The 23999-nt window shown below is 53.5% G+C and carries 20 protein-coding genes and 1 tRNA gene; 7 read left to right on the forward strand and 14 right to left on the reverse strand.

Annotated elements, in window-relative coordinates; all coding sequences use genetic code 11:
* The first annotated feature begins 182 nt into the window (after positions 1-182).
* Positions 183-485 (forward strand): hypothetical protein, encoded by a 303-nt coding sequence (locus B4F27_RS00290; protein ID WP_286758553.1) that lies wholly within the window; start codon positions 183-185, stop codon positions 483-485.
* 56 nt (positions 486-541) lie between these two features.
* Here the strand turns inward: B4F27_RS00290 and B4F27_RS00295 are convergent, their stop codons facing one another.
* The 4 genes from B4F27_RS00295 to B4F27_RS00310 all read right to left on the reverse strand — a co-directional run bounded on the left by B4F27_RS00295 (position 542) and on the right by B4F27_RS00310 (position 5616).
* Complete coding sequence (locus tag B4F27_RS00295; RefSeq protein WP_340246783.1) at positions 542-1708, reverse strand: DUF6538 domain-containing protein; 1167 nt, start codon at positions 1706-1708, stop codon at positions 542-544.
* Between the two features lie 61 nt (positions 1709-1769).
* Positions 1770-1852 (reverse strand) — tRNA-OTHER (locus tag B4F27_RS00300).
* Positions 1853-1925: 73 nt separating this feature from the next.
* The gene (locus B4F27_RS00305) at positions 1926-4532 is read right to left on the reverse strand and encodes an RNA-binding domain-containing protein (RefSeq protein WP_286758555.1); all 2607 of its coding nucleotides are present in this window, start codon (positions 4530-4532) and stop codon (positions 1926-1928) included.
* A gap of 136 nt (positions 4533-4668) precedes the next feature.
* Positions 4669-5616: a tyrosine-type recombinase/integrase gene (locus tag B4F27_RS00310; protein ID WP_286758556.1), complete on the reverse strand. Its 948-nt coding sequence runs from the start codon at positions 5614-5616 to the stop codon at positions 4669-4671.
* Positions 5617-5837: 221 nt separating this feature from the next.
* Between B4F27_RS00310 and B4F27_RS00315 the strand changes: the two genes are divergently transcribed.
* Positions 5838-6521: a hypothetical protein gene (locus B4F27_RS00315; protein ID WP_286758557.1), complete on the forward strand. Its 684-nt coding sequence runs from the start codon at positions 5838-5840 to the stop codon at positions 6519-6521.
* A gap of 629 nt (positions 6522-7150) precedes the next feature.
* Here the strand turns inward: B4F27_RS00315 and B4F27_RS00320 are convergent.
* Positions 7151-8446: a hypothetical protein gene (locus tag B4F27_RS00320; protein WP_286758558.1), complete on the reverse strand. Its 1296-nt coding sequence runs from the start codon at positions 8444-8446 to the stop codon at positions 7151-7153.
* 524 nt (positions 8447-8970) lie between these two features.
* On the opposite strand from B4F27_RS00320, the gene B4F27_RS00325 reads away from it, so the two are divergent.
* Positions 8971-9369 (forward strand): helix-turn-helix domain-containing protein, encoded by a 399-nt coding sequence (locus B4F27_RS00325; protein ID WP_286758559.1) that lies wholly within the window; start codon positions 8971-8973, stop codon positions 9367-9369.
* 270 nt (positions 9370-9639) lie between these two features.
* On the opposite strand, the gene B4F27_RS00330 is transcribed toward B4F27_RS00325, so the two are convergent.
* Complete coding sequence (locus B4F27_RS00330) at positions 9640-9876, reverse strand: TRAP transporter large permease subunit (RefSeq protein WP_286758560.1); 237 nt, start codon at positions 9874-9876, stop codon at positions 9640-9642.
* A 21-nt stretch (positions 9877-9897) separates the two neighbouring features.
* Here B4F27_RS00330 and B4F27_RS17630 point away from each other — a divergent pair, with 21 nt between their 5' ends.
* Together B4F27_RS17630 and B4F27_RS00335 are read left to right on the forward strand one after the other, a co-directional pair.
* Positions 9898-10080, forward strand: a complete 183-nt coding sequence (locus tag B4F27_RS17630; protein ID WP_414717680.1) for a hypothetical protein — start codon at positions 9898-9900, stop codon at positions 10078-10080.
* A gap of 437 nt (positions 10081-10517) precedes the next feature.
* Positions 10518-10997, forward strand: coding sequence for a CIA30 family protein (locus B4F27_RS00335; protein WP_286758561.1), 480 nt, complete (start codon positions 10518-10520; stop codon positions 10995-10997).
* 209 nt (positions 10998-11206) lie between these two features.
* Here the strand turns inward: B4F27_RS00335 and B4F27_RS00340 are convergent, their stop codons facing one another.
* From B4F27_RS00340 to B4F27_RS17635, 8 genes are all read right to left on the reverse strand, one after another.
* A complete protein-coding gene (locus B4F27_RS00340; protein WP_286758562.1) occupies positions 11207-12478 on the reverse strand; it encodes a Y-family DNA polymerase in 1272 nt (423 codons plus the stop codon).
* Positions 12475-12909: a LexA family protein gene (locus tag B4F27_RS00345; protein WP_286758563.1), complete on the reverse strand. Its 435-nt coding sequence runs from the start codon at positions 12907-12909 to the stop codon at positions 12475-12477. Before B4F27_RS00345 ends, B4F27_RS00340 begins: the two co-directional genes overlap by 4 nt.
* A 606-nt stretch (positions 12910-13515) precedes the next feature.
* The gene (locus tag B4F27_RS00350; protein WP_286758564.1) at positions 13516-14577 is read right to left on the reverse strand and encodes a hypothetical protein; all 1062 of its coding nucleotides are present in this window, start codon (positions 14575-14577) and stop codon (positions 13516-13518) included.
* A 37-nt stretch (positions 14578-14614) separates the two neighbouring features.
* Positions 14615-15364, reverse strand: a complete 750-nt coding sequence (locus tag B4F27_RS00355; protein WP_286758565.1) for a M48 family metallopeptidase — start codon at positions 15362-15364, stop codon at positions 14615-14617.
* Positions 15333-18443 carry a type I restriction endonuclease subunit R gene (locus tag B4F27_RS00360; RefSeq protein ID WP_286758566.1) on the reverse strand — a complete coding sequence of 1037 codons (3111 nt, stop codon included), beginning with the start codon at positions 18441-18443 and terminating at the stop codon, positions 15333-15335. The genes B4F27_RS00355 and B4F27_RS00360 overlap by 32 nt, the downstream gene beginning before the upstream one ends.
* Positions 18440-19678, reverse strand: a complete 1239-nt coding sequence (locus B4F27_RS00365) for a restriction endonuclease subunit S (RefSeq protein ID WP_286758567.1) — start codon at positions 19676-19678, stop codon at positions 18440-18442. The genes B4F27_RS00360 and B4F27_RS00365 overlap by 4 nt, the downstream gene beginning before the upstream one ends.
* Positions 19675-22410, reverse strand: a complete 2736-nt coding sequence (locus B4F27_RS00370; protein WP_286758568.1) for a type I restriction-modification system subunit M — start codon at positions 22408-22410, stop codon at positions 19675-19677. The genes B4F27_RS00365 and B4F27_RS00370 overlap by 4 nt, the downstream gene beginning before the upstream one ends.
* A gap of 322 nt (positions 22411-22732) precedes the next feature.
* Entirely contained in the window at positions 22733-22933 is a 201-nt protein-coding gene (locus B4F27_RS17635) for a tyrosine-type recombinase/integrase (RefSeq protein WP_414717681.1), read from the reverse strand.
* A 116-nt stretch (positions 22934-23049) separates the two neighbouring features.
* Here B4F27_RS17635 and B4F27_RS17640 point away from each other — a divergent pair, with 116 nt between their 5' ends.
* Positions 23050-23262 (forward strand): hypothetical protein, encoded by a 213-nt coding sequence (locus tag B4F27_RS17640; protein WP_414717679.1) that lies wholly within the window; start codon positions 23050-23052, stop codon positions 23260-23262.
* 197 nt (positions 23263-23459) lie between these two features.
* Positions 23460-23981: a hypothetical protein gene (locus B4F27_RS00380; RefSeq protein WP_286758569.1), complete on the forward strand. Its 522-nt coding sequence runs from the start codon at positions 23460-23462 to the stop codon at positions 23979-23981.
* The last annotated feature ends 18 nt before the right edge of the window (positions 23982-23999 follow it).

Consider the following 23999-nt stretch of genomic DNA (forward strand, 5'->3'; position numbering starts at 1 on the left):
AGGGGGGGGGAGGGAAGAGGGGGGGGGCAGAAGGGACAAAAGACGGCAAACCCCACCCCCCCCCCTGGGCACCATCTTTTACCATAACCTGCTGATATCCCTCGGTTTCTTTGAGAAACTGCGCGGGCGTAGGACATGGTGCGTCCGTACAAACCTTGCTCGCCTTATGAAGGAGCAACCTGTTGACCGATACCGTTAAGAACGTCAGCATCACGCTGGATTACGAGGTACAAAACCTCGACACTCTGTTGGAAGCCGCCAAGAATGCCTTGGAGGAACTCAGAGCCAAGACGATTGCTGAGCACGGCGAGAGCGAAGACAGGCGATACGCCCAACCATTGGACCAACTGATCCAGACCGAGCTTCACGATACAGCTACAGGCGTGTTGCAGCCCAGCCTGTGCGTTGAGGTTATCTTGGACAAATTAATATACGACGTTCCTGGCACTCAGCTAGCAGGGATCACATCCGGTCCAATAGCATAAGCGCCAACAAACAGGCACACAAGGGGCGGCTAAGTCATAGCGACCCACACTGCCCCTCACACCAATTTCCGCATCCATTTCGCGAGAACCTCAAGGGGGTAACCCCTTCCGTAGGCATGCCCAACGCCATCAGTTTGCCACCCCCCGAGCTGATCTACGATGTCTGAAGGGCACTCAACAGCGCGGAGACGGTCTCTTAGTGAGTGGCGGAAACTATGCATGGTACACCCAGTCGGCACCATCGGCTTCAACCACTTATTTAGTGCGGCGCTGGCTGAGTTAGCATTCGTTAGCTGGCCTCTGTTGTACCTTGGGAAGGCGTGAACTTGGCCCGCAGCGTGAGTGTGGATACGCTGAGCGGCCCAGAGCGCCTTACCGACAAGGGGAATTTCCCGGGAGCTACCAGCCGTTTTGAGGCGTCTCCAGGGGTGCTCTCGGATGATGACTTTCTTACAGTCACCTTCCACCACCAGATCGGTCAAAGCTAGCCCTGTCGCTTCAGCTAAGCGCATACCTGTGTCAGAAACCAACGCCACAAGCCAACGTAGGTCGTCGTCCAGTGAAACGCACTCCGCCTGCACAATGTCGATTACTTCTCCGACTAGCGGCTCACGCTCTTGCACCCCAGCCTGACGGTCGAAGTATACCCCGCTGAAAGGGTTGTTGAACGACACCCCTGCCTCGCTTGCTGCGAAGTTAGTGACGGACCGGACGGTGCCGAAGATGCGGGTGATACTGCTCCCCGACAGCCCGCGCTTGATCAGCGCATCCCGGAAGGCATTGGCGTCCTTCTTCGTATAGCCTCGAAGGTCTTTATCTCCCGCGACATCGATCACGTACCCACAGGAACGCTCCGCAGCCCTGTGAAAGGTCACAGGACGCCCATGACCCTTTTGTTTAAGATAGATAGACACGGCCTCAGATAGAAGCACAGCGTCGCCTATCGCCACCTCTGGCGCTGCCTGGGCGGAACTCGAGGTCATCCGCAAGCGGTGCTTACCGGGCAGCTCCGCATCCTTGCAACGGAGGTAGTACCAGTATTCGTCGAGTTGATCAGCCGCCCGCCTAGCCCGAGTTGTAGCGACCTGCGCCGACCTCGTTCTCAAAGAATATGAAATTTTCCGTGTGTCGTAATGCCTCAAGAGGTCCGTTGGGACACGTCTCTCGAAATAGAATATGCCGTTCTTCGTGAACGAGAAAGGCACCAAATTGTCATACACCATGTCCTACGCCCGCGCAGTTTCTCAAAGAAACCGAGGGATATCAGCAGGTTATGGTAAAAGATGGTGCCCAGGGGCGGAATCGAACCACCGACACGAGGATTTTCAATCCATCCAATCCCGTCACAATAGCAAGGTTTCATTTACGTTTTCACAACGCAAGTGATACTCCCTAACAGGCACGTTTTTGAAATTAGGTATGCTCTTTGTGGAGGCAACTTCACCCAATCGAAGCTTGAAGCGCACCCCCCCGAAATTCGAGAGACCTTCGCCGAGCTTCGAACTTCTTGGGTGCATCGGTGTCGTTTTTGTAGTCCGCAAGCCGCTGCTCTATGCCCTCCAGCTTCCCTAGCATACTGATGAGAATGGTGCATGCGGAGATATCTGCCACCGGTCTCTTCTCAACATCGTCCCACCATTGTTCCAAAGCGATTACACCCTTTTCAAGGAGAAAGAGGACCACGAAATCTGCATTCGCAAGACGGGATACAGCTTCGAACACCTTCAGTTTGTCGCCTGGATGCTTGCATTCTCGCTCTATCGCTTCGACGTAGGTGTTCGCAAAGTCGAAGCGTTGCTGGACCAGTTCAGTAAAATAATTGGGCTCTATTCTAGCGCGCTGGATTTTGGCAGAGATTCTCTCCACTGCTTCAATTGACAACGCTGCAACCTGATCGTTATTGCCGTTTCCGCGTGCGATTGAGATGAGCTTTCTGTTGGCGGTTAGGTGAGCATTCAATGCTATATCTTGGCCGAACTCATTCGATATTCGAGTGCGCACGTATTCCTTTAGTCCAGACCAATCTTCCAAGGCTGTTTTCGTCTGAATAATATTTGATAGGAGCTCCGACTTTGTGCAGCCAAGCTTGACTGCCCTCTCTAATTCCCGGTCTGCTTCTCGATACTTCGGTTGCCTAATGCGGAGAAATGCCGAGCCTAATACGCTTGCGACATCGCCATTGTCCGGAAATTTGCGACGTAAGTCTTGGGCGATAATCAGAGCCTCGTTGTGTTTGTCGTCGGCCCACGAACGAGCAATCGCGCGGATGCTTGTACCTACCTCTCGCTCTTGATTTCCACTCTTTGCATGAGCGAGAGCTACTGCTTCCTCCACTGGTTTTGAAGAACTTCCTAACTGATCTCTGATTAGTCCTACCACTGGCTGTAATTCGTTGGGCATAGTGAGTGCCGAATCGCCTTTAGCGCGAGTGATTGTGGAGATGAGGTGATAGGCTTGTAGCTCTGAAACTTGATCGCGCACTATCCGTGAGGACATATTGAGAATTTCAGCGATGTCGTTGAGCGTTGTCTCCCCTAGCAGCATCACCGCATAGAGAACGCGCGCTTGCACGCTACTCAGTCGTGATAGCTCACGTTGAAATGCGAAACTACGAACCTCTTCACCGTCTGCACCGTTCCATTTTTCTATGACCTCCCGCCTGTCTTCGCCGAGCTTGATTAATCGCAATATTGAAGCAGCAAAGAGTGGAGAACCCGAAGATGCTTCAAATATCAATTGAAGCTCTGCTTCCTTAAAAGTTGAGATACCCAACATTGCACACAGATTATGTAGATAAACTTTGAAGTCTTGGAGTTCGAGGCCCTTTATCTTTACTATGGCTGTCAGCGGCAAACCCTGATCAAGCCTTGAGGTCATCAATACCCTCGAAGGGGGCAGGTCTCGGCCAACAGTTCGAAGGGCCAAGCTGTTCAGCGCTGCGACAGTTTCTTTCTGTTCGTCCGGTGGAAGTGTATCTAGGTCGTCAACAATAACCAATGATGGGATTGTTGTTAGTGCCTCAACCAAACGGTCTGAAATTTCATCGATAGTGGGCTCTTCTTCCCTAATAGGGAATTCATAGCTCAACACTTTAAGAATACTGTTAAAGAGCGATCCGATATCTGCAAAATCAACGCGAGAAGTGGGCACCATCTTACCGCGAAGAGCAGAAAAGGTTTGCTGTTTCGCAGTAAGCCAGATTACGGATTCGACCTCACCAGCGCCGGTGTTAGAGACTTCCTCCGCAAAATGAAATGCAAGCGTTGTCTTCCCGAGCCCTCCAATGCCAGTTATTAAACGAACTGGGCTGCGAACATCGGCTATCCATTGGCGAAGACTCGCAAGCTGTTCGCTCCGACCAACAAACTCAACTAAATCAGAATCACGTGCTGGAAGATGCGTCTGAACTGCAACGCGTGCTGAGCTGGCTATCTGCTCTGGGGGAAGCCTGTCCGAATGAAGGAACTGCCAATCTTCGTGTGTATTTGCAGCCGCCCGACACTCATCTCGGATTCGAACATATATCTGATCTTCGAAGCAACGTTTCCCATTGGCTTTTTCAGGACCTTTTCGAACCAACTTTACTGGCGCTACACCTGCCGCGCGCCGCGGAATAAGCAGCAAGCCGATATTGAAAGGTAAGGAGTGGCGCTCCGAAGTCCATTCTACAACGTTGTAGAGGCACTCAATGCTCACTCCGGTATAGCTGTGCAGAGACTTGTTGAAATCAGCGCAATTGAAAGCGTCTTGCACACCAACTATACGATCTTTGCCCTTATCTTTAATGCCGAAAACTAGATACCCGCCGTGTGCATTATGAAACGAGACGGCGTCCTTTACCATCTCGCCAATAGCGATTTTATGGGCTGCTTTCTTGTCGGTTGAAGGATCGACATCAAGAATAGGTGCTTTGACCTTGTAGTCCCAAAGCTGACCTTCGCAGTCGAACGGCTTGCCTTCTGGTAAAAGCAATTTGAGCACATTTGGCAGCAACGAACGATTGTCGACCAATACCTTCAAGCTATCAATAACACTGTCTGTTATCATGCTGTTCCTCACACTCCACTACCACCGCTCATTTCGCGAGTTTCGACCTTAACGTGTTTGCATGGGAGTCCAATACCGCGTTGGTATCTTTTGGAATTATTTAGCGGGGGGGCATTTAAGACGCCTTTGTTGTGCTTCAAGCGCCCATTAGATCGTTCTCAAGCTTTTCAAACATCGACACGTCTTCTTCTGCATTTTCGAACAAATGTCCGTAGACATCCATCGTCATATTGATCGACGCGTGTCCCAGAAGCGTTTGGATCTTCTTTGGATTCCAGCCCTGCTCAATGAACAATGACGCGGCGGCGTGTCTAAGTGCATGGATGCCGAACTTTGACTGCCCACTATGATCAACGATACCGTTGTCGACCAACATGGGCTTAAACACACGGTTGTATATGTTTGAATAATTCTGAACTTTCCCCACTGAGTTCGGGAATGCCAGATCAAGAGGGCTCACTGGGGCCAGGCCCTTCCATTCTGACAACACCTCGAACACCGTTGGAGCCATGGGGATTGTTCGTACCCCGGCTCGACTCTTTGGCGCACCAATTTGGCAGTATTCGTCTGCCCGTTGATTGACGCGAATGACCTTGGCCTGAAAGTCGATGTTGCCCCACGTCAAGCCTCTTAGCTCAGATATGCGCATTCCGGTGAAGATCGCAGTGATGAACATTGCTTTGTGCGAGGCGGGCGCATTGTCGATGATCTTTCTGATTTCATTCTTGGTTGGAATGATTTTGTCATCGCCCAGCGCTCTAGCCTGACGTTTTACCTTCACGTCGACTCCGACATTGTGATCGATCCACTCCCGTTCGACGGCTTCAGACAATATTGAACGCAGACTAACCATGATTTTGCGAACCTGAGCGCGTGATACGCCGTCGTCTATTAGTTCATGCATGAAATCGCGGATCTGACTGCGTGACAGGTCCGTGAGCAGAAGATCACCGATCTTCGGTTCAATGTGGATCTTGGCATGGCTTTTGTAGGCTTTGAGCGTCGACCGCTCCAATTCATTGCGCTCACACGTTTTCAACCAGCTGTCACAAGCATCAGATACTGACTTTGAGTTCCGGGGCATAAGTTTCTCCTTAGCGTTGTTTCTCTATGCTTCATTATACAACAACGCCGATCATCCGTCGGGCAAAATCCGATGCTCATCACGAATAAAATGATTATAAATCAGTGCCTAAGACGGATATCGAACGGAGCAGCTGAAAACATCTGTACCAAAGCAGGATATAAATTGCATATCATGGCAAAATCTGATCATTTACGTTGCAACAACGCTTACGAGGCGCGATGATGATAATTTACATTCTTATTGACTATGGGCCAAAACCGACTGGTTCTATCAGGAACTGCATCGCAGCGAAGCAGCAGATCAGCAACTTCCGCCACGTGATCAATTCAAGCGAGAGAGATATCAGCCCTCGCATCTACTATGACTATTCGCGAACAAGATCTAAGCTCAGCGATCTGCCCAAATTGGAAGCTATTCTCAAACAAGCGAAGGACAGCGGTGGGAAGGTTTGGATCGATGACTTCCGGAGGATCTTTGTAAAATGCGACCTGGGTCAAAGGGTGGGTCTATTCGATGAGCTTCGCAGCTATGCAGGGCATTTCAGGGATTTACGAACCAACGAAGATATCGGCACACTGAGCGAGATAAAGGCGCGTAATATCTTAGCGGTGGAAAGCCCCTTAAGGTTCTCGATGACAAAGGTCTCTCGATCCACAATGAGCGCAGAAGACAAACGAGATCAAACCCGTAAAGCTACACAAGCATCACAAGCAGCTAGAGCAGAAGCGGCTATCCAGAAAGCAAGTGAACTGCAAAGACTTAAGACAGAGCTACTCAAGAACCGAGACAGCATCACCAATACAGATCTTGCACGTGAAGCAAACGAAAGAGGTTTGATGACAACAAGGAGGAGTAAGTGGTCTGCAGCATCAGTAGCTCGTGCTTTGAAAAGGCTAGACTAAAGTGCAGGGACTAACATCACGTAGAGAACCATTACTGACAGATGCGGGAGGGGGTTATCTTGATCATCGCCATACAAGTATCAGTTGCCCGAAACAGATGCCTATGTGCTTTCGGTGGATCGTATCGTCAGTACTTGTAGTAAGGAGGTAAGCAAGATGGCTGGCAAGGTTACTATTGAAGTAAGGCTTCTAGATAGGCGATCGTCCTATGTTGCAAAGAATACTAAAATTGTTTTAGGTGTCTGTACTGGGACTGAGGGTAGTAAGTAATGACTGAATTCAGTTATTAGGGACCGCAGCGTCGTCATCTGCACGCCGATCTTGCAAAACAGTCGATTGAACCAACATAGCTTGATTACCATACAACGTTAGGACGTCCCGGGGATTGTGACTGATACAAAGGTTTTCCGTTCAGAAAAGTTGTCAAGAATCCACCCTCCGCACTGACAGGACAACCCGCCGACACCCTCTTACATTTTCAAGAAAGGACTTGTGGTGGCTGAGGGCGCATAAGGGGCTCACTGGTGAACGCCTTGCGCGCTGCAGTACACATGAAGTCGAAGTCACGACCCTGAGCCCTACGGCGCGCTGTGAGCCCCTCAGCGCAATACCTCATAGCAATGCGGGGTTCATGATGACACCCAATCCCCTGAAAGCCGAACCAGGGATCTATCGATCATTCGATTCAACTCTACAAATGAGACAGCCTTCCCTTTCCTGCCGATCGGTCTCGGCTTCGTTGTAATTTCTTTCTTCCGATATTGGCGGTCGCTGATTTCCGCAATTGATCGCTGCAGTCGATCCAACCCGTAAACCCCACTCAGCCTGAAAACATCCAGTTCCGTGACATTCACCGGAAATGAAAGATGAGCCAGTTCATCGTCGCTATTTGTGGTGGGGTAGAAAAACTCGAAAACAAGTTTCCTGATTGTTTTTAATGGATACTCAACGAGGTCACTAAGGGTTTCAAGTTCAACTGCAGCAGGGCCACCAACTTCGTCGGGCTTCTTCATGAATGTGACCTCAATTCGAGACCGACATTCGGCTGGCGCGAGATTAACCGCCGTGCCAAGATTTGGGTCACGCTGATCGTTAGTCTTGTCCATGACTCGTAGCATCACCGGGGAGCCCTTCTTGCCGATGTAAAACGTCGTATCGATGGGCGCTTGTTCGTGTGCTCCTATCCGCAACGGCGCGAGAACTCTTTCATTCAAACCAAGTCGCTGAATCTCGCTGCGCTGTTTGCCCGAAGCCTTAGCTGTCGCTTTGCTGACCAACGACTTCGAGGTCGACTTCCCGTTTACTGTCGCAAAGAAGCGCGGTTGATTTTCTTCCAACTCAGTAAGCGATCTTTCAGGCCGGAGATGCCGTCGCAAAACTTCTGTCATTTGCCAACGCAAAAGGTTCTGTGCTTCAGAACCCATCTCAGCGTGGTTCTTGACGTAGAAGTCGACTGAAACCTCAATCCCGGCAATAGCCAAGTCGTCTATGGATCTGGCCGAAGTTGGGTACTTCTTCAAAAGCTCTGCGCAAAGAAATCCTAAGTGGCGGAATTCTGGTTGTTGCAACCGGATTATGAAGCTCGACCCGCTGTACCCACTATTCCGAGTTGGTCCAGAGACATAGACTTTCGATGCTGATCTGTTGTCGCCCAGCACTTTGCTTGCAAACCTCTGGATATTTATTGCTTGGTGCACGCCAATCGTCTCGATCTGAACCTCGATCCAATCAAGAACAGCGTGACATCGATACCGGTTGAGGTCGATATCTGGCTTCAGGATCAGTCGGTCTTTCAGGATAGGTTGTGGGTCATCGCCATTGGCGCGCATGTAAGCGCTTGAGGTGTAGTGAAGGCTCGGTGGATCCAACAGGATGGGCCAGTTTGGCTTCTCGTTGAACAACAGCGGAATTTCAAATCTCTCCAAGTTGATACCCTCAAGTGCACACACCCAAACTTCGCGCTGACATGTCATTCAGCGATCAGCAGAGACGAAGCAACATTTGCGAGGAGTTTCAAGTAAATATCGATGCAAAAGCCATCAATATCCACGTAGTTTCCCCGAGTAAATTTAACGTTTTTGACAGTTCAAATCCCCTCAAAAGGAAGTGTGGAGTTATTCAAATTATGCTCAGTAGCGGTTCGAAGTCTTAGAAGGCAGGCTGACTCCATAGGCTGCACTGGAGGCATAAAAGTCCGGGTTGGACGCCCATCCTTGTAGAGGCGGAAAAACATGCCCAAAAGAGCGCAGGCCATCAGAGGCTCTCAGAGCGCCGCTGAGCGCCAGACGCAAATTCGCCAAACGTGATGGGTGATACCGCAACAACGCCTCTTATGGCGCGCTGCGCAGCCCCTAAGGGCGCGCCTGCTGTTCAGGCGATCGCTACACCGGACAATTCTGAAGCGACTAGAACAAAGCGTTGTTAACTTGAAACGCTAGGAGTTCCACAAATGACATTCAGCCCAACCGCGCAAATGCTCGCTAAAGCGATTGATGAATCCGGCCTCACCCAACGGGAAATCGCTGATCGCGTCGGCTTCAAGCATGCCAATATAATCACCATGATGAAACAGGGATTAACCAGAGTTCCGTTGGACCGGGTTCCCGCGCTGGCGCAAACGTTGGGACTCAATCAGTCGAAGTTTTTGTTGGTTGCGATCGAAGAGTATCACCAGGGCGTCTATGAGGTACTAAGTGATACATTAGGCCTCCCATTTAGTGATGCTGAACAGGGATTGGTTGTGATGTTCAGGATGGCCAGCCTCAGGACGGAGATCGAACTGGACGGGGCGTTTCGGAAAGCCCTTGAGGGGATCCTTGATCTCGCAGAGGCGGCGCACATGAGGTAAAAATGAGGTTCGCCCCAAGATGGCGTTCCGAGCACAAAACCTTCCTGGAACTCCATCGAGCCACCAAACGATGCAGGTTGATCTTTCGCTTCAAGAGGCAAACCCACGCACCTTAAAGAATCAGGCGCGCCGGAGAACAACTTATGAATCCCTCAGCACAGTAGTCTTATAGCCTTGGGCTCGGATGAAGCCCAAGGCGGCCGAACTAGGAACTTGAAGCGGAATATAACTCCAAGAATCCATAATAATTAGAGGTACGCCGACACACCGCTAAGACAGGCTGGGCAGCCAAAGTATCACTTGCGGGAAGGCTACCATGATCGTCACTACCACCGCATCCGCCACCAAAAACCAGATGACCCCACGAAAGATCACGCCCAGTGATATAGAACGGTCGACGACCCCCTTAATGACAAAAACGTTCAAACCCACTGGCGGTGTGATCATACCAATCTCTAGAAACTTGGCGACGAAGACACCGAACCAGATCAGACCAGCCGCGATCAAATCGACAGTCTGTTTCGCACCATCTTGCAAGAAGGCGTTGACGATGGCTCCTTACGTTCAGATCTAGACCCAAAGCTTGCAAGCCTCGTGATCCTAGGTGCTATCAATTGGGTAGGGATTTGGTTTAGAACCTCAGGCGCGCAGAATTCTAAAGAGGTCGCCCGTGATGTTGTTAGCGATGCACTACGTGGATACCTTGCATAAACGTAGTCGTAGGCTACCTACGAGCAGGCTTAGGACCCGTTAAACTTTTCGATGCTTGTATGTAAGCATGCTCCAAACTCGTATACTGCCAGCGTATAACGTGGAAAATCTTCATTCCCAGAGCAAAGAACTTCCGGTTTGGCTTTGACCGTGCTTTCCGAACGAATAATGGAGCTCACTGAGTTGACAATCGGCCTGCACCGAGCGGCATAATCCTTATCAACTGCTATGGGTTATACTGGAGCGCTGCACCTAAGTGATAAACCTCTCATCCGATCCCCATCAACCCTTTCACCTGTACCTCGCTCCAGCGACAGGTTGTCATTGCAGCCTCAGCCCCCCATAGGGAATAAGCGCTTTCGTTTGAGTTTCAGCAGATCTAGCTGTTGGGTGCGTAGGCTGGCCGCACCTCGTGAATAGAGAAGACGATAGGCATTATGAAACAACTTCCACCAAATTGGGAATTTATATCAGACACGGTCATGGGCGGTGTATCGAGTGGTTGCATCGCAGAAGAAAGCGTTGGCGGCCGCAACGCAACGGTTCTTCGTGGTACAGTTTCTCTCGAGAACAACGGTGGCTTTATCCAGATGGCATTTGACCTTCACGAAGGTGGTACGGATGTCGACGTAAGCGCCTGGGACGGCATCGAGATGGACGTATACGGTGATGGTGGCACCTACGATGTTCGGCTTCGCACGGCGCAGCTATCGAGACCTTGGCAATCTTTTCGCGCCGATTTTGTGGGCGAACCACACTGGCAAAAGGTCAGAATTCCTTTTTCTTCACTGGTACCGCATCGGGTGGACGCAGCCTTCGACCCAAATTGTCTTAGACGGATTGGGATATTGGCTATAGGATGCGAACGAGATGCGTATGTTGCAGTATCCAACATCGGGTTGTACTCGGCGAACTAAGTAAAATTCCTGCGTGCCAACCTATCGGGCTGAAGATTGTATCTAAGTTAGCCGCGCCGCAGGTCAGCCTTCTTAAGGTTCTGTCGAGTTACTGGCGCGACCTCTTATCGACATTGCTGTGTAGGTCGGCATGAGGACCGAAGCGTACGGTCAGATTTAGACCTCTACTTTACAAGAAAAACCCAGCCGTTTGGACCGGTTGGCCTCCCCTATCGCACCACCGGCAGGTCTTCCATTCGCGTGGTATAGCGCGGGCTCCGATGATCTGCGCGAAGACGCCACGTTTGGTTCTTACCTTCGCTGGCCAGAACCATCGTCTTCTTCCCAAACCGATCATTCACGTCATCCAGAGCCTTCATCAGCGCCGGTGATTTTGGACGCGTTTGGTCAAAGAGCGTCTGAGGACGATCTTCGAACCGCACCAGGTCATTCAGCATGATACCAGCCTTGGTGAAGCCATAGCTTTTAACGTCCGACTTAGGCCATGCGGCTTCCGCGCAGCGTCGTGCGGCCTCAACGAGATCAAAGGTATCCGACGACATCGGGGTCATGCGGGTAGTTCTCGATGCAGTATACTGGGGTCGATCTGGCCGGTGCTTATTGGTGTGGAAAAACACAGTCAGCGTACCAGCGACCAAGCCGTGCTGGCGTAGCTTTTCAGCGCCACGTGATGCGTGCGCGGTGATCGCCTGGAACAGCGTGTCGAAGTCTGTCATCGGAGTGCCTGCTGACCGTGTTACAGCCATACCTTTGCGCTGTGGCTCTACGTCCTCAAAGGCGAGACACGCCTCACCCTGTAGCTCCAATACGATCCTCTCCAGCACCACAGTACCAACAGCCCGTGCCTGCCGGATTGGCAGATCACGAAGATCGGCTGCCGTGTGTACACCCAGGGCCTTCAACTTGTCGGTGGTCTTGCGACCAACGCCCCAGATGTCCCCGACTGGCACACGCGGTAGCAGCCAGCGCGCAAGGCTCTCATCCATCATATCCAAGACCCCTGCAAAAATGGGGTTCTTCTTGGCGATATCGTTCGCACATTTCGCAAGCGTCTTGGTGGGCGCGATGCCAATACGTACTGGCACCCCTACTCTCCTTAGGACCGCTGAACGCAGCGCCATGGCATGTGCAGTGCGGTCCTTGAATCCGACGAAGTCGAGGAAGCATTCATCGATGGAATAGATCTCGACGTTTGGCGTGAAGTCTTCGTAGACCTCAACCACCCGACGAGAGATATCGCCATAGAGGGTGTAGTTCGAGCTGAAGACGCGGATACCATGAGCATCAACCTTTTCGCGAATGTGATGCAGCGGAGTGCCCATCTTGATCCCCAAGGCCTTGGCCTCATCGCTGCGCGCTATGGCGCAGCCATCGTTGTTGGATAGCACGATCACCGGGACGTTCTTTAGCGTCGGATCGAATATTCGTTCAGCGCTCACATAGAAATTCGCGCTGTCACTGATCGCAACAGGCCGCTTCATGCCAAGTCGTAACGCCGGACAACACCAGCTATGACGCCCCAGATCTCACTATCCTCAGTTAGTTCGACGTCGGGGAACTGCTCCTGACTATTCGCAGGCGCGAGGTAGTATCTGTCGCCACGCTTACGGAGGATTTTTGCTGTGACAGCACCATCTACCACGGCCAGCACGGCTCTCCCGATGCGGCGCTTGCCAGCACGGTCTACAGCGATGATATCACCATCACGTATCCCAGCGTCCCAGAGGCAGTCCCCTTCTACGCGCCACCAAAATGTCGATGCAGGATGGCGCACGACCCATGCCATAGGGTCAATCTCATCTTCGAGGTCGTCCCCAGCTGGCGAAGGAAAACCTGCGCTGACTGGTGTGCTGACAATTCGAACAGATTGTGATGGTATGTGGACGGGTTCATCAACTGGGTAAACTGGCATGGGAATCCTAACTGTTCGCTATTTGTTCTCAATCTGCGATTCACCTGCCCGATGTCAAGTTTGGTTTGGGGTAATGCGGAAAGGAGACTGGCGTCAGAACGAACCGAGTTAGCAAACTCGACGATGGAGGATAGCGCCCTAACACCCTGCCGTACTTACAAAAGGTCAAGAGTGCCTCACTGCAAGCGCACCGACTGAAGCATATCGTCAGTGTCTAACTTCAAAACACTGCGCCAGAGAGGACTTTTAAACACGTGGACGGCGCGCATTTCCGAGCCTTGGTCTTGAGTCGACATCAGCAGCCCGGCCCATTCAAGCGGTCGCAACACGCAGGCCTTAAAGGCGTATATGTCCCGCCTGGCTGGTTATCTTGCTTGTGGGGGCAGAATTTAGACTAGCAGCCTTCAGGTTATGCGCCCCATCTCCCGCCAGTCTTGCCATCCTTTTTTCACTGAGTTACGCGATAACTCCTTGAACTACCGAAGTTTTCCAGCCACAATCAACCGCAGCGGACGGGTTCAAACGGACATAGAGTGGTTAGACAGGTTGACCTATTGTTAACCCTTCTGAAAACCTGAATGTCCCAAATCGGAACAACGTGTCACCTCAAAACCCAAGCCCAGAAGCGCCACCTTCGCAAGCAGGACAGCGTCGTTGCCATATGTCTGATCCGTTTGCACCATATCGGTTGTCACAGGCCTTGCACCTCATCACATAGACAACCTGATTGTGATCGTTTCCGGGAATATCCGTGCCACGAAGGACTTCCTGTCCGTTTCGATTCACATATCCGGGCGTAGTTGTCTTTCGATCTGAACGCGGAGCCCGGCCAGTGGATTGCTTAGCAGGCGGCTTTTCCTTTCGCGGCGCTTCGCAAAGCACTCCAAGAATCCATCCTTCCACCTGCGCCACTGCGGCCTCTGAGGCAGTCAGCTTCGGCTGCAATGTCTCCATCAAACTGCCGTCGACACCTGCCTGCGCAAGCCAGGCAGCAATGCTGTAAGCATCATGCTGGTCGGCGGTTCGATCCTCGGCTGGAAACGCTGAACTCCAGAGCTTGGGATAGGCTTCAAGGACCACCGACTTGCCACCCGGGATTTCCCAGCCGTCAAACGGCCAGAAGTGCACCCGGTCGCCCAGCGCTTGGCGGATAAAACGTAGCCACGGAATGCCTGCATGAGTTGATTTCGCAACTGATCCTTGTACATCGAATTGGAAAACAGATTTCGCACCCGGCGAGCGCTCTTCAGTCAAGCGACGCCAGCGCGAGCTTCCCTCCCGTGTAGCTCCATTGCCGACAGACCCATTGCGCACGAAGTCGACGTATGTGTGATCAGAATCAGTTGGCCAGTGCCGCTGAAAATCTTCGAGAAAGCCCGGCCAATCTGGTTCAAGACCGTAAACCTCGAAATAGCGCAGCGGGAACGAAAAACCGTGATCAATCCCGACAACAGTCGGAATATCTTCTGCAAGACGCTCCACCAGCCATTCAGCAATACCGCGCCGTGTCCAGTATTTCTTCGGCGATGGCGGCGGTAGCACCTCGGCCGGGGCTTCGTTCCCCATTGCAATATAGACACGCAGTCCCTTGAGGCTCGAATTTGCGGTCTCGGCACCGGAGTAATCGATGCCAATCGTCCTAGAAAAAGATGCGACGGGTTCAGTCATGGCGGAAAATAGCTGCTTTCCGTTGAGGCCCTAACGCTCATTCCCTCCACTCCTCATGGGCGAGCGGCGCCGAGTTCAGCTCATCCCTGACCAGGCGCCATTGAGGCAACTTCTGATCAAGCAGAGCCACAAACCGATCCGAATGGTTTCGCTCAAAGAAATGCGCCAACTCATGCACAATGACGTATTCCAGACACTGCGGCGGCTTTTTCACAAGTTCAAGGTTCAGCCAAATTCGCTTCGCCTCGATGTTGCAGGTGCCCCATTTGGTTTTCATGCGTTTGATCCCCCATTTTGGAAGACCAATGCCGAACGATTCCGCCCAAGATGCCAACAACGGGGCCGCGCGCGCCTTTAGCTCGTGGCGATACCAGCCTTGGAACACTCTTTCTCGCGTTGCCTGATCCCCGCCCACCTTAACATGTAAGTCTAACGTCCGGCTGTTGCGGATGTGAACACGACCGGCACGGCCACCCTCGATTATATTTAGGCGATAGCGTTGACCGAAAAAGAAATGGCTCTCGCCAGATACAAAGGATCGCTCGGTTTGCCGGGGCTGGGTATCGAACTTTGCCTGCTGGCGTTTGATCCATCCCATGCGCGTCACAACCGCGAGACGCACAGCCTCATCGTTCACGCCTACCGGAGCAGCGACCCGCACGCGCCCATTCGGAGGGTAAACGCCAAGGTGAAGGTTCTTGATCGGCTTTCGGACAATATCGACTTCAATTCCGCCAACCGTAATCTGGTGCCCATCAATATTCATGCTGATTTCGAACCAGGTCAAAGATCAGGTCGACCAAAGCAGGGTCAGCGATATTTGCCTTGATGGCGTTACGTACTTCTTTTTCCTTAAACCGGTTGCCGCGCCAGGCGTCTTTCTTGGTCGCCCTAATGGCCGCGTCGACCGCTATAGCCAATTCCTCATTTTCATCGAGGTTATCGAATAAGGCTCTTTTTGCCGGAGTGTCGACCGACGCCGGGTATGAGGTTGTCGTCTCAGGGCTCTTTGCCTGTTTGGTTAACTCAACGATCTTTGCAAGATATGCCTCGTAGTCGATCGCGTCAGTCTTCCGTTGTGCGATCAATGCATCCAAGAGGTCCGACATCTTTTCATAGTATTTCGGATTGATAGGTGTCTCGTCGATAATCACCTTGCGCACGTTGTTTTCAATGGTTTCGGCGACCGCCTCCTTGTTCTTACGTATGCCCCCGGGCAAAGCCTCCACTGCATCGACACCGCGCTCCACGATCAGCTGAACCAGCGACATGTCATCAAACTTGGAAATAGTTTCGCTTTCCTCTGCGCGAATATAGGCGTCGATCAAGTGCCGCATTGCAGGCTCGTACATCTTTAGATCGATGTAGTCGCCGCTGGCGAGCTTCACCTCGTTGCGGACCTTTTCGAAGTGATCAACATCGGCCTTTATGGCAGCCGATTCGCTGTCAGAATAGCCAGCCTCACCCATTTCATTTGCGATCTCAGCATAGGCGCGCAAAAGCGATGCAACCAGCCGATAAAGGGCAAGGCGCTTCGGCTCATTCTCCTTCAGGGCATCTTTGTCCCCGGTGTCCTTGGCGCAGAAAAACTGCAAATACGCGTGGGTATCCCGAGGGGCCTCAACGGGCTCGCACAGTGCTCGGACGGCTTCCAGCGCATCATTCAAACGGGTCTGACCCATCTTAAGGCGATCGGTGAGCAGATCCGCCACATCCTCTTTGTCGTATCCATCAAAAGCCTCGGTCGTGTAATCCTGGATCGATGTCTCTAGACTCTTGAACAGGTCCTTGTAATCGATGATGTAGCCGTACTCCTTATCGTCACCGTCCAAACGGTTGACCCGGCAAATCGCCTGGAATAACCCGTGATCCTGCATTTTCTTGTCGATGTAGAGGTACGTAGCCGACGGCGCATCGAACCCAGTCAACAGCTTGTCCACGACGATTAGCAGCTTCATCTGCGCAGGCGCGTCGATAAACTTCTTCTTGGCCTGCTTCTCGAAGGCCTCGGCCTCCATACCGCCCAACATCTTTATGTAAATGTCGTATTGCCGCAGCCGTTCGGTCAGGCCCTCACCACTTTCCTCGCCTTTGATATCGCTCGCTGTCGGCTTGTATGACGTGACGATCGCGCATTTTCCCGCCAGATCGGTCTTGTCGAACAACTCATAGAACTTGCACGCCTGATAGATACTCGACGACACCAGCATCGCATTTCCATGGCCGCTCTTCAGCCGGTCTTTCAGCTCCATGTCCATCAGAATATCAGAAACAATCTTCTCAAGACGCGACTGGCTCGACATCACCTTCTGCATGGTTCCCCAACGGGCCTTCAGCTGCGCCTTGGCCAGATCGTTCAGCCCTTGCGTCTTGATCTCGAACCACTTGTCGATCTTGTCCTGCGACGTGATGTTTTGATCGATATCGCGCGCCTCATAGCGCAGGTCGAGCACGACGCCGTCGGCGACCGCCTCGTTGAACTTATAGGTGTGGATATAGGGGCCGAACACCTCAAGGCTGGTCTGCTTGTCCTCTTTCAACAGCGGCGTGCCGGTGAAACCGATGAACATCGCATTCGGCAGGATCGCCTTCATTGCCTTGTGCAGATCGCCGCTTTGCGAGCGGTGGCATTCATCCACGAACACATACAGATCGCCCTTGGCGCGAAAATCATGCGGCAGCGCGGCGCGCATCTCCTCGATGTAGCTGCCGACATCGGCGTCGGTTTCGTCCTTGCCACCGAACTTGTGGATCAGCGAACACAAAAGCCACGGTGCCTCGGCATTCAGCTGCGCGATCAGGTCCGCGCCGCTCTTGCTGCGCTGGATGTCCTCGTTGACGCCCTTGAACACCTTCTCGATCTGCTCGTCCAATTCGGTTCGGTCGGTGATCACCAGCACCCGCGACCCCTTGACGTTTTCGCGTATCCACTTGGCCAGCCACACCATCGTCAGGCTCTTGCCCGATCCTTGGGTGTGCCAGATGATCCCGCCCTCGCGCCGCCTGATCTGGTCCTGCGCCGCGCGCACGCCGAAATACTGGTTGTGGCGGCAGGTCTTTTTCGCGCCCGCGTCATAGACCAGAAAGTTGTGGATCATCTCCAGAAACCGGTCCTTGGCGCAAAGCCGCAGCAGGGCTGTGTCCAGCAGCCCCAGACCCGGCGCGTCCCCCAGATATCGCGTATCGCGGGCATCGATCCCGTCGCGATAGGCGGGGTTTTCTTCGCGCCAGTTCAGCCAGTATTTCTCTTTGCTTTCGATCACGCCATAGCGCAGGCCCTCGGTGTCATTGCCCGCCATGATCATCTGCATGGTGGTAAAGAACCGCTGGCTAAACATCGGTTTCTGGTTGTCGAGGTTTTGGCGGATGCCTTCGGATACCGACACGGTCGAGCGTTTCAGCTCCAGCACGCCAAGTGCGATGCCGTTCACATAGATCACCACATCGGGGCGCTTGCCGAATGTCTTGCCGTCCGATGTTGCGGCCTTCACGGCCACCTCTTCGGCGATGGCGAAATGGTTGGCAGCGGGGTTCGCCCAGTCGATCAGCCAGACGGTCTGGGTCTGCTCGCCCACGTCGGCCTTTACCTTCACGCCATAGCGCAGCAGGTCATAAACATCGCGGTTGATGTCATACAGGCTGCGGGACTGGTCGGTGGCGACCTTGGTCAGATGCGCGATGGCCTTGGTGATCAGGGCGGGGGCGTAACCTTTGGCCGCAAGATGCGGGCGCAGATAATCCTCTTCGATGTTGCTGTTGCCCGCGCGGTCGATCCAGTTGCCAAGGTAGTCATAGCCAAGCTGGTCCCGAAACAGTTGGACCACCCGTACTTGCGTCTTCTTTTCAATCTGGCCGACTATACTCATACCAACCGCACCTTTCCTGTCAGCAATTCCTGCATAACCCCCTGCTTGACCGCACGGGCCTTGGCGGCCTGCGCCTCCAACGCCGCAAGGTCGGCGTCCATGTCGGAGAGAACTTCGGCGATGGCGGTTTGTTCGTTCGGATCGGTGGGTAGGTTGAATTCGAACTTCGTCAGCGCCTTCCAATCCGACCGCGGCATATGTGTGCCGTAAGAAGAGTTAGCGGCTTCGATGAAGGCATCCGTCTGAAGGGTTTGGAACAAGAAACCAGACACCAGGCGATCGCCGATCGGGATTAAGGGCCAGATTTCAGTTGAGCAAACGCCATCGCGGTTTGCCCACCAAAACTTGCGCAGGTATGGCCGCAATCGCCCAAATAGCACATCGCCTTTCTGGAATAGATATTTTACGGATCGGCGGCTGCGCGCATCGGAATGGCCGTCGATCTGACCAGTATTCTGGCCTACCTGCTCAAGCTCCACGCAGAACGCTGCTGCGTCAGCGCCAAAGGTGTTGATCTTGTGGTTGCGAATAGCTGCAACCTCCCCCAACCGCTTCACCTCCCACTCCCCCGAGAAGCCCGGCAGGCGGGTTTTGCCGGTGAGGAGGTGTTGCATGGCGGCCTGCTTGAGGTCGCGCTTCTTGGCGATCATCCCCTCCAACGCCGCAATGAACGCATCCGCATCCGCCAACGCCGCCGCAATGGCGCGTTGTTCTTTTTCGCTGGAGGGAAGCGCAAAGACAAGCGTAGAAAGCGCAGTAGCGCTGATGTGCACGACGGCGTCGCCTTGCCCTTTGCTGGCCTTTTGCCGCGCAACTGCAGGAGTATTTAGAAGGTAGCCAAGCAAGCGGGAGTCGCCACGTGTTGGCGAGAGGATGACAATATCGCCACCCGCAAATGTCTCGATGTTGTCGAGGAATGCGACACACTTCCCGATTTCCGCCTTTGTCTCTCCAGACCCTGCGAAAAGAATATCACCTACCTTCAGCTTCTTGCTGGTCTTTGCGATGTCCGGGGAGATATGGCTGCGAAATTCTCGAATGATCTCGTGATGGAAAGTGTAGATTTCGCCATACCTGACACACGGAACGCTGCCGCTGTTAGCCTGATCCTTTCGAATGCCTTGGCCCTTGGAAAAGCTTCCGATTTCGCCAAGGTGAACAACGTCCCAATCCTTCGGAAACACCCCCACGTCGGTCTGCTTGTACCCCGGCCTGATCTCGCCCTGTATCGTCACGCCGCAAACCCCATCCGTTTCAGATGCGCCGCCACCCGGGCGCTCAGCACGTCTAGATCCTCGGCCAGCTTTGGCAGCGGGGTTGCATAGCGTTCCGCCAGCACCGTGACCCGCCCCGCCAGCGCCTGAGACACGCGGTCCACCTCGGCCAGCACCTCGGCCAGCACCTGCGCCAGCCACTTATCCTCGACCAGCAGCACCTTCACCTCGGCCTCGGACAACTTGGCATATTGCGCCACAACCATGGCATCCAGTGCCGCTTGCCGCTCTGTCTTCTCCGCTTTGGCGGTGGCAGCCAGTTCCAGTCCGTCCAGATAGCACCGGATGATCCGAAGGTCGGCAAAGTCCTCGCTGTCTGGCTCGTTCTCCATCTGCTGCAACAGTTTGGTTTCTGCCGCCTCGCGGGTTTCCTTGGTCGATTTGCGATGCGCTTTCAGCAGCTTGTCACGCTCTAGGTATTTCTCAAGGGTGGCCTGATCCTCGTGCGTGTTCGTCTGCTTGATCTGGTCCTTGATCGCGCCCAACGTTAGCTTTCCCTTGGCGTTCTTCAAAGGCCCAAAGACAGGCCGATACGTCAGATCGTCGATATCAGCGACCAGCCGCTCGGCGTTTTCAATGCACTTGCGATATTGCCGCAGACTGGCTGGGTCACGCTGGTTCCAGACCGTGTCAAAAGCATCGGCCCAAGCCGCCAGCGCCTCGTTCTTTTTCTCCACACCGAAAAGCGCGTCGCCTTCGCCGCCATGTGTTTCCTGAAGCTCTGTTACGGCGGCCTCGGCCTGCTCAAGCACCTCAGTGAGACGATCAACCTCGGCCTGTTCTGCCGCAAAGAACCGCGCCACGATCAGCGCGGGCGGGATCAGTTCGGCTTTCAGGTGGCGCTTCCCAATCTTGATGTCCGGTGTTTCGGAGTATTTGCCGTCAGCGTTCCTGACCAGTTCGCGGATCACTTTGCCCGCCGCCCAGCCATCCTGCACCAGTACATAGGTGTCGTCCTGCATGACCTCAGCCCAATAGGTCATAAGGTGCTGATAGACGTCATAGCCATCGATCAGCGCCACGTGTTTAAAACGGTTCAGCAGATCCTCAGATATCTCGGCGATCAGCACTTTTGGCTTGTCGCCGACGGCGATTCCCCGCAGCCGGTCGATATGCGCCGCGCGCCAGTCATCGAACACTGCCGTCACCCGGTCGGTGAAGTTGGTGAATTCGGAATGGTCAAGGATAGCGAATTTCACGCCTGACGCGTTAACCAAGGGCGTCAGATAGCCCTCGCGGTCGCCCGGCCCAAACAGCGTATTGCGCACAGCGGGCAGGACCTGCCAGAACTCAGCCAGCGCGTCGACGTCGCCGACGGGAATGCCACCCTTCAGATGCGCCTCGATATCCTGCAGGTCTTCGGGTTCGGAGCTGTCGATGTAGCGCGGGATATTGAGGTTGAAGCCGTGCTTTTCAATCTCGGCCAGTGGCACCATGCGAGAGTATTTGTCGATCTCGACCTGCTTGGTGAAAGCGTCGACAATCTTATGCAGGTCCTGACTGCGCAGGCGGTTCTTATTGCCGTCCTTCACAAAGCCCTTGGAGGCGTCGACCATAAATATACCGGTGCGGGCCTGCGCGTTTTCCTTGTCGATAACGATGATGCAGGCGGGAATACCTGTGCCGTAGAACAGGTTAGCAGGCAGGCCGATGATGCCCTTGATATAGCCCTTGCGGATGATCTTCTCGCGGATGTCGCTTTCGGCATTGCCGCGGAACAGCACCCCGTGCGGCAGAATAACAGCACCCTTGCCGGTAGTCTTCAACGAGGCGATGATGTGCAGGAAATAAGCGTAGTCGCCGTTTTTGGCTGGCGGCACGCCATAATCGAAGCGATCGTACTGGTCATTGACCGGATCAAGCCCGGTGCCCCATGCCTTGTCCGAAAATGGCGGGTTGGCGACGACGAAATCAAACGTCTTAAGCCCGCCATTGCTATTCTTGAAATGCGGGCTGGCGAGGGTGTTGTCACGCCAGATTTCCGCTGTCGGGCAATCGTGCAGCACCATGTTCATTTTTGCCAACGCCCGGGTGGCCACGTCCTTTTCCTGACCATAGATCGTAATGCCAGCGGGCGCTTCATCCCGCGCCTTGAGCAGCAAAGAGCCAGAACCGCAGGTCGGATCATAGATCGTCTGGTCGGCTCGGCTAGACGCGCTGATGCCGATCGCCTTGGCCATGATCCGCGACACCTCTGACGGCGTGTAGAACTGGCCTTTGCTCTTGCCTGACTCTGTAGCGAAGTGACGCATCAGATATTCGTAGGCATCACCAAGGATATCGTCGCCCTCGGCGCGATTGTTGCGGAAATCAAGTTCTGGCCGATTGAAAATCGCGATCAGATTCGAGAGGCGATCGACCATTTCCTTGCCGGTACCAAGCTTTTCTTCCTCGTTGAAGTCAGCGACGTCGATGACGCCTTTGAGATCATTCGCCTCGGCCAGCCTTGAGATGATAACATTGATCTTATCGCCGATCTCCTTGTCGCCTTTCAAAGCGACCATGTCGGCAAAACTGCCGCCCTCAGGGATCTCGATCAAGCCATCTGGATCACCCGCATATTTATCGGAAACGTATTTTACGAACAGCAAAACGAGGACATAATCCTTGTATTGCGAAGCATCCATGCCGCCTCGGAGCGCATCGCAGCTTGCCCAGAGAGAACTGTAGATTTCAGATTTCTTAACTGCCACGAGACCCCCAAATTATTATTTGGCAAATTGTGCCGAATACACGGTCAATTGCGCTTTGATTGGTTTCAACCATTAAAAGTGATCGCTGCAAATGTTCTGGCTCTGCCCAATTGATTACTCAGTAACGAGAAGAAGGGTTTCCGCCAAGCCATTCAAACGACCGCACAAACATACGGCGGCGCGGATTGGCAACGCCATACCACGACCTTGGCCTATTTGCGGTCAGTTTGGCCCGTTGTGCAAGAGATCCCGAACGTTAAAGTAGCTCCAAGACCACTCTGGCCCGTTCGGTCGTGACCACCTACCAACTTCAAACGCGGCTTCAGCATCTCCCCGACTGCATCCACCCCTGCCCGCAAGGCAAATCGATCAGGTGGGCATAGCGCTGGATTGTCCCAATCTGGGTGTGCCCCAGGAGACGTCCGATCATTTCCGGCGATGCGCCGCCCGATACTAGTAGCGAGGCGAAGGTGTGGCGCAGGTCGTGTATGCGTACGTCGGGGATGTCGGCCTGCACGCGCATCCACTCCCAGAAGCACTTGAGATCGACCACTAGCTAGCCCGGCTCATCGCCGGGGACAGGAAAGGGCAGCCATTGGGCACCGCGTCCCTGCGCAAACGGATCAGTGCGACAGCCTCATGCGAGATTGGCACGCGGTGGACGCTGCGCTGCTCGGTATCGGCCGCCTGCTTGGTCCAGATTACCAGATCGAGGTTGAATTGATCGAAGGTGGCCGTGCGGGCCTCGCCACAGCGGGTGCCGGTCAGCATGAAAAGGCGGATAAACCCGGCGGCACGCTGGTCTGGATCGGCGCAGAGGGCCTCTGCGAGGCGCTGTACTTCCTCGAATGACAGGAACCGCTCAAGTTCCGTTTCGGGGCGCTTGCGGAAACTGGCGGCGGGATTGTCGGCGCGAATTTTCCACGTTACCGCCAGACTGAACATCTTGCGAAGAACCTCACCCACTCGGTTAGCTCGCACCGGTGTCGGCTTCAAGGTCTTCAGCGGAGGCGTTGGTTTGGTCCGCATTGCGAATTAAAGACCTCGCCATGGCGCTCATTTCAGATGCCGAAGCTGATCCAACTGAAGACACCTTAATCAGAGTTCAAATGGCTGCCTTTGGGTATCAATTCTCCGAAGTTCATAAGGCAGTAGGCTTGGCGCATGACCACCTATTTCATGAGGCCGAGATCGCCGGTGAAATGCGCGGCTCGAAACTCGGGACAAAAATGGCGGCCGCAACCAACTTCTGTGACGCCGACTTTCTTGCTGGTGATGAAATCACACGCAAAATCATTGAAGACGACGATGACATCGCGGGCCACGCCGCGGATGTCTACATAGGTTTCGTCAGGCTTTCCGAGGAAATAAGGCTAAAGCGCCTAGAGCTTCTATCCATGGACCCTGAGAAGCCCTCGTCTGATGAAATAAATGCCTCTACAAACTTCATGCTAAGTTTGAAGGCCAAATACCACGGAGAGCCCATGTTGAAGACGGCAGCCGGTATAGTTGACATGCTTACCGGCGCACTGGCTAGGTCCCTTTCTAAGAATAAGGACGACCTACACTAGACCGACCTTTGACGTCAA

The organism is Sulfitobacter sp. UBA1132, assembly GCF_002311545.1.
GTDB lineage: Bacteria > Pseudomonadota > Alphaproteobacteria > Rhodobacterales > Rhodobacteraceae > Sulfitobacter > Sulfitobacter pontiacus.